The sequence below is a fragment of the Williamsia sp. CHRR-6 genome (genome assembly GCF_018474015.1).
GTDB lineage: Bacteria > Actinomycetota > Actinomycetes > Mycobacteriales > Mycobacteriaceae > Williamsia_A.
Genome location: NZ_JAHCSG010000007.1, coordinates 26220 through 36833, shown reverse-complemented (window position 1 = coordinate 36833; position 10614 = coordinate 26220). Strand labels below are relative to the sequence as shown.

The window sequence follows — 10614 nt, the reverse complement described above, 5'->3', positions numbered from 1 at the left end:
GCGTCCATGTCTGCTGATCGTGTCCCCGCCCCGTTCGTGGCTGCCGCAGATGTGGTCGGCGGTAGTACAACGCATGTTCTCGACGTCCGCTGGCGGTTGGATCAGCCTGACGGCCGCGCCGATTTCACCGCCCGACACATTCCGGGATCGGTCTACGTCGACCTCGACACCGTGTTGGCTGCGCCGGCCGGCCCCGACACCGGCAGGCATCCGCTACCCCAACTCGACACCTTTCGAATGTGGTTGGTGAGCAACGGGATCGGGCCGCAGTCGCGGGTGATCGTGCTCGACGACTGGGACGGGCTCGCTGCTGGTCGGGCCTGGTGGATGCTGCGGTGGGCGGGGGTGGGCGATGCGTCGATCCTCGACGGTGGACTGGCGGCCTGGATCTCCGATGGCCGGCCGGTGGTGTCAGGGACCGACGACACCCCCACGACGGCGCCGCTCGATCCGGGCGTGTTCACCGGCGGCCCGGCGATGCCGACTGTGGACGCCGACGAGGCCGCTGCGCTGCCCGGCGCCGGTGGAGTGTTGGTCGATGCCCGCATCGCGCCGCGCTACACCGGGGAGCAGGAACCGATGGACGCGCGGCCGGGTCACATCCCGGGCGCGGTCAACGTGGCGGTGACCGACCTGACCGACGATGCCGGCCGGCTCTCCCGCGATGTCGCGCAGCGCTTCGAGGCGGTGGGGGTCGGCAGTGCGGTGGGTGTCGGCAGTGCGGCGGGGGCCAGCAGTGCGGTCGGGGTGTACTGCGGGTCGGGTGTCACCGCCTGCTTCGAGGTGGCGGTGCTCGAGACCCTGGGGATCGCGGCGGCGCTGTACCCGGGTTCGTGGTCACAGTATTGCGCCCAGCCGCAGCGGGTCATCGCCACCGGATCTGACCCTGGCTGAGATCTGATCAGGCGCGCGGACGCCGAGATACCGGGCTGTGTCAGTGCCCGACCGTACGGTTTGACCCATGCGCATCCTGCACACCTCCGACTGGCATCTCGGTCGGACCTTCCACGGCGTCGACCTGCTCGACGACCAGCGGCAGGCGTTGGCCCACGTCGCCGACGTGGTGCGCGACAACGACATCGACGTCGTCATCGTCGCCGGCGATGTCTACGACCGCTCGGTGCCCAGCGCAGATGCCGTGGTCGTCTACGACCAGGCGCTGCAGGCTCTGCGCGCGGCCGGCGCCACCATCGTGGTCACTTCGGGCAACCACGATTCGCCGACTCGACTCGGTGTCGGCTCGTCGTTCGCCGCGGCGGGCGGGCTGCACCTACGCACCACCATCGCCGACATCGACACACCGGTGGTGCTCGCCGACGAGTACGGTCCGGTGGCCATCTACGGCATCCCCTACCTCGAACCGGAGGTGGCCCGAATGGACCTCGGAGTACCCCAGGCGCGCAGTCATGCCGACGTGCTGGGCGCGGCGATGGATCGGGTGCGCGGGCACCTCGCCGTGCACCCGGCGCGCTCGGTGGTGGTGGCACATGCCTTCGTGGTGGGCGCGACGGCGAGTGGATCGGAGCGCTGCATCTCGGTCGGCGGTGTGGAAACCGTCGGTGCCGAGGTCTTCTCGGGTGTCGACTACGTTGCGTTGGGTCACCTGCACTCGCCGCAGGCTGTCACCGACACGGTTCGCTACAGCGGGTCGCCGCTGCCGTACTCCTTCGGTGAAGCCACGCACGAGAAGTCGGTGTGGCTCGTCGAGATCGATGCCCAGGGTGCGGTCGAGGTCTCCGGTGTGCCCATCCCGCAGGTCCGCGGGTTGCGTTCGCTCACCGGTACTCTCGACGAACTGCTGAGCGCCGAGCAGTACACCGACGCCGAGGGCGACTACATCGACGCCACCCTCACCGACGCTGTGCGCCCCATCGATCCGATGCGCCGGTTACGCACTCGGTTCCCGCACGCGGTGACCGTCGCGTGGCGCAACCCGAGAGCCGACGACCTCGACGACCAACGGCACCGGCTGCGTGGCCGCAGTGACCTCGACGTGGTGTCGGCGTTCGTGACCGACGTGCGCGATGCTCCCAGTGCCAGGGAGATCGAGCTGATCGAAGGCGGTTTGCGCGCTGTCGTCGGTGAACCCGAGCATGTCGCCTCGGTGCCGGACACCGGAAACGAGGCCACTGAGATCGTCTGTGAGGACGGCGCATTCGCGTTGTTCGCGTTGCCGGATGACGATCAGCGGGAGTCTGCGTGAAGCTGCATTCGCTGCGAGTGCACGCTTTCGGACCGTTCGCCGACGATGCCGAGGTCGATTTCGACGCACTCGGTGCCGATGGGCTGTTCCTGTTGCACGGCCAGACCGGCGCAGGCAAGACCACCGTCCTGGATGCGGTGGCGTTCGCGCTGTTCGGCCGGGTACCCGGAACACGTAACGACGGTCGACGGTTGCTGTCCGATCACGCCGAGCCGGGCGACTGTCCCAGAGTCGAACTCGAGGCCACCATCGGTGGGCGGCGACTGCGGATCAGCCGGAGTCCCGAACACCGTCGGCCCAAGCGGCGCGGCGCCGGAGAGACCACCGTCAACGCCAAGGCCACGCTGATCTGGGTCGATCGGTCGGGCCCCGATCTCACCCGTGCCAACGACATCGGTGAGGTCGTGGGGGAGCTGTTGGGTATGAGTGCCGAACAGTTCTTTCAGGTGGTGCTGTTGCCGCAGGGCGAGTTCGCGACGTTCCTACGCGCCGACACCGACGCCCGTCAGAAGGTGCTGGAGCGGCTGTTCGACACCCACCGGTTCGACGACCTCGAGGAATGGTTGCGGGCGCGGGCCAAGGCCGCGCGGGAGGATCTGGAGAAGCGTTCGCGCACAGTGGAATCGCTGGCCGCGCAGATCGCCCAGGTCGCCACCGTGGATCCAGCGCTGGAACCCGACACCGAGTGGTCACAGCAGGTGCTCGACGACGCCCGCGCCTCAGCGCACGTGGCGGCCGCCGATCTGGCTGCGGCACGAGCCGCCGCCGACGCCGCGATCGCCTCCCACGATCAGCAAGCACGCGTTCACGGACGTCAGGCCCAGGGCCGCTCGGCACGCGAGCGGCTCGCCGAGTTGGATTCGGCCACAGCCGATGTCGAGGCGGCTCGATCCGATCTGGCTGCCGCCCGTCGGGTGACGGGTCTGCGCGCCCTCGACACCGAGCACACGACGGCGCAAGCGGTCGCAGCGCAGGCCGATGTGCGCCGCCGTACGGTCGAGTCGAAGATCGCCGATTGTGTTCTGGCGGAATCATTTCCACGTTTGGATTGGCCGGACACCGAAGCGTGCTGTGCGCGCTTGGACGCGGTGATCGACGAGACGGCGATCGAGATCGGTCGGCTCGAACCGTTGACCCGGCGCGCCGCGCGACTCGGCGAGCTGCGTGCGTTGATCGACGATGGCGCACGTGGCGCCGCTGTCGACCGTGAGCGAGCCGCCGTCATCACGCAGCGCATGCAGCAGATCCCTGGTGCGCGAGTGGAACTCGAGGTTCTGGTGGAGCGGTCGGTGCACGCAGGCGCACGGATCGCGGGGATCGAGGAGCAGCTCGGCGAACTGAGCGCGCAGGCCGCGGCCCACGCCGAACTCATCGCTGCCCAGTCCGCACTCGAGGTGGCCGAGCGCCACGCGCTCGCTGCACACCAGGCCGATGTGGACGCTCACGAGGTGGTGTTGATGCTGCGGGAACGACGTCTGGACGGCATGGCTGCCGAACTCGCCGCCCGACTCATCGACGGTGAGCCGTGCGGGGTGTGCGGCAGCCCGCAGCATCCCGCTCCCGCTCAGAGTGCCGCAGGCCGCGTGACCGACCTCGACGAGCTGGCGGCGGCGCAGCGCCGCGACGAGGCGGCGGCGGCGTTGGCAGCGGCGCGGTCTGAGCAGTCGGCGCTGGCTGCCCGGGTCGCGGCGGCGCGGGAACGCACCGGCGGGCGTGAGCACACCTGGCTGACGGGCGAGATCGACAGGTGTACCGACGATCTCGCGGTGGCGCGTGCCGAGTCGGCGGCCGGGAAGAAGTGCCGGGTTGATATCGCCGAGCTCGACGCGGAGGCCGATCGACTGCGGTCTGAGGCCGCCGAGATCGACCGTCGGATCGCCACGGTCAGCGAACGCGTCGATCAGGCGCGCGCGCAGGTCACCGAGATAGAGGACGCGGTTCGTGGCGCCACAGGTGGGGTCGGGACCGTGGCACAGCGGCGCGATGCGTTGGTGGCATTCCGAAAGGCTGCGGCGGCGGTGCGCGACGCCCGGGCGGCAGCCACGTCGGCAGCGAACAATGCTGGGGCGCTGCGGGTTCGGTTGGATACGATGGTCGCCGAGTCGGGTTTCGAGGATCTCGAGAAGGCGCGCGGCGCCTACCGGACCGATGCTGAGACCGTCGCGCTGGAGCAGCGATTGTCTGAGGTCGATCAGCTGCGCGCGGCCGCGATGGCCACCCTTGATGATCCCGAGGTGATCGCGGCTCTCGCCGTGTCTCCGGTCGACATCGATGCGGCCCGCGCACAGCGCGACACCGCTGTGGCACAGGCGCAGGCAAGTGCAGCCGCCTACGCCGTGGCCGCGCAGCGCGAGCAGGCTTTGACGGTTCTCGTCGCCGACTACTGGTCGGCGGTGTCGGTGCTGGAACCGGCCGCGCGGCGTCACGCCGAGGTGACCGGCCTGGCAGAACTGGTGTCCGGTCGCGGTCAGAACAGTCGCCAGATGTCGTTGCGTACCTACGTGTTGGCTGCACGCCTGGAGGAGGTGTTGGTCGCCGCCTCGGCTCGGCTGCGCGAGATGTCCTCGGGCCGTTACGAGTTCGAACACAATGACGCCGCGGAAGCACGCGGCAAGCGCAGCGGTCTGGGCATCGAGGTGCGCGATGAGTACACCGGCACAGTGCGCCCGACGACCACTCTGTCGGGTGGCGAGACCTTCTTCGCCTCGCTGGCGTTGGCGCTGGGTCTTGCCGATGTGGTGTCAGCCGAATCGGGCGGCCGGGTGTTGGACACGATCTTCATCGACGAGGGGTTCGGCAGCCTGGATCCCGAGGCCCTGGACCTGGTGATGGGCGTGCTGGACAACCTGCGCTCGGGGGGTCGCGTGGTGGGCGTGGTGAGCCACGTCGATGAGATGCGAGCCCGAATCCCGACGCAGCTGCAGGTGATCCGGGGGCGCAACGGGTCCCGCCTGCAGACCGTCGGGGTGGCCGTCTGACCCGGTTGTCGCGGCGCGACCTGGTTTTGGCCACGTCTGCGGCGGTGCGATAGTCTGACTCAGCCCGTTGAGCCCCCGTAGCTCAGGGGATAGAGCGTCTGCCTCCGGAGCAGAAGGCCGCAGGTTCGAATCCTGCCGGGGGCACTCAGTCCCCCTAGGCTGACCTGATGCATGTTTTCTTGTCGTTCTACGGCAGTCGGGGCGACGTGCAGCCCGGTGTGTGTCTGGCGCTGGAACTCGTGTCTCGTGGCCATCGCGTCACCCTGGCCGTGCCACCCAACTACCTCGGATTCGCGCGGTCGCTGGGGATCGACGCCCGTGGCCTCGGGATGGACAGCGAGAAACACCTGAGGCAGGGCCGAACGCGCGCGGCGCTCGACACCCGAAACCCCATCCGCAAGCTGCAACTGGCCCAGGCCCAACTACGCGAGGGCAGTGCCGCCTTCGACGCTGGGGTGATCGCCACCGTGACCCAGGCACATGCCGAGCAGCCCATCGACATCATCATCAGCGGGCCGCTGGGCCAAGACCGTGTGTACGCCCTCGCCGAGCACCTGGGCACCGCCATGGCGACGGTGCGATTCTGCGCCATGTCAGAAAACGGGGTGATCGGGGCCGTTCCCACCACCCGGGCGCTGCCCGCCGAGGTCAACCGACGCTCGTGGCGGCTGGCCGAAGAGACCACGTGGTTGGCCGTCCGAGGATCGGAGAACAGGTTTCGCGCACGACTCGGACTCGCACCCGAGCGGACACGCCTCCCAGTTCGCCTGCGGGAGAGGGGGACAACGCAGATTCAGGCCTACGACGAGGCGTTGTTCCCCGGGCTCGCGCAGGAGTGGGGTCCCACTCGTCCGTTGGTCGGATTTCTCGATTTGCCCGCACACACCCGCTCTGACCTCGCCGATGACACCGGTGGCGACACTGATCTGATGCGGTGGATCGACGCCGGGGATCCGCCGGTGTTCATCTCGTTTGGCAGTGTGCCCGTTCCCGATTCGGCTCGGGTGTTCGATGCGATCGTCGCCGCGTCGGCCTCGCACGGCGTGCGGGTCGTGTTCGGTACCGGTACGCGCCCGGTGGGCGTGGACCGCGACCACTCGCAGATCTGGGTTGCGCGACGCGTCGACCATTCGGTCGTACTGCCGCGGTGTCGTGCCATCGTGCATCACGGGGGAGCGGGCACCACCGCAGCCGGTCTGCGGGCTGGGCTACCGACCATGGTGTGCGCATTGGCGGCCGACCAATTGTATTGGGGCGCACAGATCGTCCGCTTGGGCCTCGGTACCCGGGCCCGTCTGTCGGCGCTGGGCCCCGATGGACTCACCGCGGGTCTGGGCACCCTGCTGGCACCGACCACCGTCGCGGCCGCAGCAGCGATCCGCGCATCCCTGATCGACTCGGCCACCGCAGTTGCCAATGCCGCCAACGCAATCGAGTCGGCAGCGGCACGCCGATCGTGATCGGTGGTGCGGCCGCCGACTCGAGCGAGGCGGTCAGGTGTCAGGTCAGCCCTTCACGCAGGTGAACTGCATGACGTCGATGAAGTCCTTGCGGAACGCTGCGGCGCAACCGCTCAGGTACTTGACGTAGGTGTTGTAGTTTTCGCGGCCGCACAACGCGATCGCCTCGTCGCGGTGCTCGCCGAGCGCCTTGCTCCAGCAGTCCAGGGTGCGCGCGTAATGCAACTGCAGCGGCTGGATCTTCTCCACCGTGAACCCGGCCGCGGTGGCGCCGTCGGTCACCATCTTCGGCAGCGGCAGCTGACCGCCAGGGAAGATGACGTTCGCGATGAACCGCATGAACGCGAAGTCGTCCTTGGAGAACTTGTTGCCGGTCTCGCGAACGTGGTTGAGGCCATAGGCGGTGATGGTGTGCAGCAGCATCCGACCGTCCGCGGGCAGCGCGTTGTAGGCGAAGTTGAAGAACTGCTCGTAACGCTCGTACCGGAAGTGCTCGAACGCGCCGATCGACACGATCCGGTCGACCTTGCCGTCGAACTCCTCCCAGCCCTGCAGCCGCACCTCCCCAGTGGTCGACGCATCGCCACGCGCGGCGAGCAAGCTCTGGATGTGGTCGTGCTGGTTCTGGCTCAGGGTGAGGCCGATGACGTTGACCCCGTACTTGTCGGCGGCCCGCAACATCGTTGCGCCCCAACCGCATCCGATATCGAGCAAGGTCATGCCGGGCTCCAGGCCCAGTTTGCCCAGCGACAGGTCGATCTTGGCCAGCTGAGCCTCGTGCAGGCTCATGTCCTCACGCTCGAAGTACGCGCAGCTGTAGGTGCGCGACTCGTCGAGGAACAGGGCGAAGAACTCGTCGTTGAGGTCGTAGTGCGCCTGAACGTCTTCGAAGAACGGTGTCTCGGTGGTCACGATGTACCTCTCTCACGGGTGGACGCCCGCCCACCCCGCGCTGGAGCGGACAGACGGTGACGGTGCCCGGCGGGCGAATCCCCATGGACCGGGTGACCGCCGATGCGTCGAGATGAACCTATCGCAGTGCCACGGTGGCCAGCGCACGACCGAAGATCCGTTTGCCTCTGAAGGCAGCCTCCAGGGCGATGGTGGCGGTCTTGGTGGCGGCGTCGAGAGACTTGATGCGGCCGGTGTACTGGATGTCGGCGGGTGCGACGTCGGAGACGTAGGCGATGCCGGTGAACCGGACCCGGTAGTCGAGCACGGCGGTCGGGTCGCCCAACCACGAGCAGATGAAGGTCGATCCGATGCCCATGGTCAACAGCCCGTGCGCGGCCACTGTCTCCAGTCCGACGATGTCCACCACCCGGTCACTCCAGTGGATCGGGTTGTAGTCCGAAGAGATCCCGGCGTAGGTGACCAGGTCACCTCGTCGCACCGTCACGGTCCGGGTCCCGATCACGTCGCCGACCGACACTTCGGAGAACAGCGGCACCGACGGATCGTCTGGCCGATCGTATGCGGCGGGGGTGTGGGTGGGGGCGTCCTCGATCGGCGTCCACTGCACCGAATGCGGGGGGATGAAGTCGGCCATCATGACGTCGGCGAGTGCTGCGGCCAGCGCGGGTTCGGCATGGGCACCGCGACGGCCGACCGCGGTGGTCGTCAACGACTGGACCAGATCGCCGTGCTGGTCGAACATCAGGCCGTCGACGACGATGGTGTCCCCGCCGGCCTTCCGCCGTACCGGATGCAGGCCGATGTACAGCGAGATCTGATCACCGGCGTGCAGGGGTCGGTAGTAGTTGAAGACCTGATCGGTCTGGACGAACGAGCTCGTGTCGTGCTCGACGAGCACGTTGTCCATCAACCAGTTGAGGCCGGTGCCGGCCAGCCGCGCAGCGAAGGTCAGCGGCGCCACCAGCCCGGAGTGGCCCAGTTCGGCGGCGGCCACATCATCCCAGTGGATGATGTGGCCGTCTTTCATCGACCGGGCGAACTCCCGGATCTCCTCGCGGCCGATCTGGTAGTGGTCGTCCGGCCGGTAGTACTGGATGTAGTCGCGGTCCTCGGACAGCACCTCGTCAGGTCTCATCAGATTTCGGCGATCCCATGGATCAACAGAGCACGCATGTGTTCGAAACTCCCCCGTGGTCGTCTGGTCAGCATCAGATCCGACACGGATACTTCCATACGAACGTCCTGTAACCGCATACCGCTCAGGTGCACGAGGTCAGCCGACTCTGCGAACAGCCGGAATCTCGTGCTGCGGGGTGGCTCAATTCATCGGTAGCGGCTTAGCGCCTTTCTCGGCCAGCATCGCCGTCATGGCGTCAGCCTCGTTCTGCTGCAGGTTGAGCATCTGCTGAGCCAGATCCCGGACGAACCCCTGCGACACGTGCGACTTGTTCGCCGCGTAGGACAACATCGGGGCGCCACCCTCGTGATGGCGCAGCATCAGCTGGAGGAAGTACACGTCGAACGGCTCGCCCCGAAGGCCGCGCAACGTGGCCAGCTCCGGGCTGGTCGCCATCCCGGGCATCAATGGGGTGTTCACCGAATCGCCGGGCGCCATCGACATCGATGCTCCACCGGACATGTCCATGCCCGGCATCGAGCTGTGATCGGGCATCCAGCCCATCACCGACCCGGGATTGCTCAGCGGGTAACCCCAGCGGGTCAGCCAGGACTGCATCTGCCCGACCTGATTGGTCTGCTGGGTCAAGATGTCATACGCCAGCGAACGCACCTGCGGGTCTGCGGCATTCGACAGGGCAGCGGTAGCCATCTCGGTGGCCTGCAGATGGTGGGTGGACATGTCCTGGGCGAATCCGACGGCTGTCGAGTCGGCCTTGGGTCGGTCACTGCTCGTCGTCACCCGGTTGCCCACCGCCAACCCGATCCCGACCCCGATCAGCAGCAGCGCGATGGCGCCGAGCACGGCGAGCGCGGGTAGCTGACGGCGCAGCGTCGAGGCCGACCCGGTGCCGTTCTCGCGGGCGTCCACGGCGTCGGTGTCGGACGGGTCGGGTGTGTCGTGGGACATCGGTCAGCCCGCCGGGGTGGGAGCTGCTGCGCCCGGAGTCTCGTCGGTCGCCTTCTGGGCGCCGGTGCCGTCCATCTTGATCGCATCTGCGGGAAGGGGGCCCACGTCGGCAGGCGGCGGGTTGGCCGGGTCGAACGCGCCGGGGTACGCCGCGCAGGATGCGCCGATCTCGGGGTAGGAGGTGTCCTTGGGACGTCCCGGGTAGACGCCGGCCTGAGAGTTCAGCCGCGTCGCCTTGATGAACTGATCCACCCTGGGATCCGACGCCGAGGTCAGCTTCAGTTGATGGCCCCACGCCTGCAACGAGATCGGGGTGTCGAGGTCGGGGTAGGGCGACATCAGCATGTACTGCTGTCCCTGCACCTTCTTCTTCAGCGTCTCGACGTCGGCTGCGGGCGCGGTCGTGGGGTTGTAGGCGATCCACACCGCGCCGTGCTCCATCGAGTGCACGGCGTTCTCGGTGCGCAGCGGCTTGGGGTAGACGATCCCGGTACACGCCGCCCACACCTGATCGTGCGGTCCACCGAACGGCGGGTTCTTGTCGTAGGCCACCCGCTGCGTGGCCGCCACATGCTGTCCGGCGGGATAGAAGACCTTGGTGACACCGGCGATCTTGCTGGCCGGATCGGGGTTCGAGGAGCTCGGGACGTACTTCTGCTCGGCCTGCTGCTCGTTGTACTTGGGCACCAGGTAGGCGGTCAGCCCGCCGACGATCGCCAGCACCACGACCACCGCTGCGATGGTCAGCCAGGGGATCGGTCGGCCACCGGCAGCCTTGACCACCGGAACGGTTCCCGGTTTGGCCGGCTTGCGCTTGGGTGCCGGTTTCTTCGGGGTCGATCCGCGCCCGGACGTGGTGTCGCGGGAGTCGTCGGTGGAGTCTTCGGTCGCCATGACAGCCTTTCGATTCGTGCTCGCCCCGCCGAGTCTACGGCCGCGGCTCACCCGGTCTGCCGGGCCGGGTCGGTGCAG

Annotated in this window: 8 protein-coding genes and 1 tRNA gene; 5 read left to right on the top strand and 4 right to left on the bottom strand. The window is 67.9% G+C overall.

Features of this window, described 5'->3' with window-relative positions; genetic code table 11:
- Nucleotides 1-6: 6 nt before the first annotated feature.
- From KIK15_RS16885 to KIK15_RS16865, 5 genes are all read left to right on the top strand, one after another.
- A complete protein-coding gene (locus tag KIK15_RS16885) occupies nt 7-894 on the top strand; it encodes a sulfurtransferase (protein WP_214245910.1) in 888 nt (295 codons plus the stop codon).
- A 67-nt stretch (nt 895-961) separates the two neighbouring features.
- Nucleotides 962-2203: an exonuclease SbcCD subunit D gene (locus tag KIK15_RS16880; RefSeq protein WP_214245909.1), complete on the top strand. Its 1242-nt coding sequence runs from the start codon at nt 962-964 to the stop codon at nt 2201-2203.
- A complete protein-coding gene (locus KIK15_RS16875) occupies nt 2200-5181 on the top strand; it encodes an AAA family ATPase (RefSeq protein ID WP_214245908.1) in 2982 nt (993 codons plus the stop codon). Before KIK15_RS16880 ends, KIK15_RS16875 begins: the two co-directional genes overlap by 4 nt.
- A gap of 71 nt (nt 5182-5252) precedes the next feature.
- Nucleotides 5253-5325, top strand: a tRNA-Arg gene (locus KIK15_RS16870).
- A gap of 23 nt (nt 5326-5348) precedes the next feature.
- Nucleotides 5349-6641 carry a glycosyltransferase gene (locus tag KIK15_RS16865; RefSeq protein WP_214245907.1) on the top strand — a complete coding sequence of 431 codons (1293 nt, stop codon included), beginning with the start codon at nt 5349-5351 and terminating at the stop codon, nt 6639-6641.
- Nucleotides 6642-6686: 45 nt separating this feature from the next.
- Here the strand turns inward: KIK15_RS16865 and KIK15_RS16860 are convergent, their stop codons facing one another.
- From KIK15_RS16860 to KIK15_RS16845, 4 genes are all read right to left on the bottom strand, one after another.
- On the bottom strand, nt 6687-7553 hold the full coding sequence (locus KIK15_RS16860) for a cyclopropane mycolic acid synthase family methyltransferase (protein WP_214245906.1): 867 nt from the start codon (nt 7551-7553) through the stop codon (nt 6687-6689).
- A gap of 118 nt (nt 7554-7671) precedes the next feature.
- On the bottom strand, nt 7672-8691 hold the full coding sequence (locus tag KIK15_RS16855) for a fused (3R)-hydroxyacyl-ACP dehydratase subunits HadA/HadB (protein ID WP_214245905.1): 1020 nt from the start codon (nt 8689-8691) through the stop codon (nt 7672-7674).
- A gap of 183 nt (nt 8692-8874) precedes the next feature.
- Nucleotides 8875-9642, bottom strand: coding sequence for a DUF305 domain-containing protein (locus KIK15_RS16850; protein ID WP_214245904.1), 768 nt, complete (start codon nt 9640-9642; stop codon nt 8875-8877).
- A 3-nt stretch (nt 9643-9645) separates the two neighbouring features.
- Nucleotides 9646-10536 carry a DUF3105 domain-containing protein gene (locus tag KIK15_RS16845; RefSeq protein WP_214245903.1) on the bottom strand — a complete coding sequence of 297 codons (891 nt, stop codon included), beginning with the start codon at nt 10534-10536 and terminating at the stop codon, nt 9646-9648.
- Nucleotides 10537-10614 lie beyond the last annotated feature (78 nt).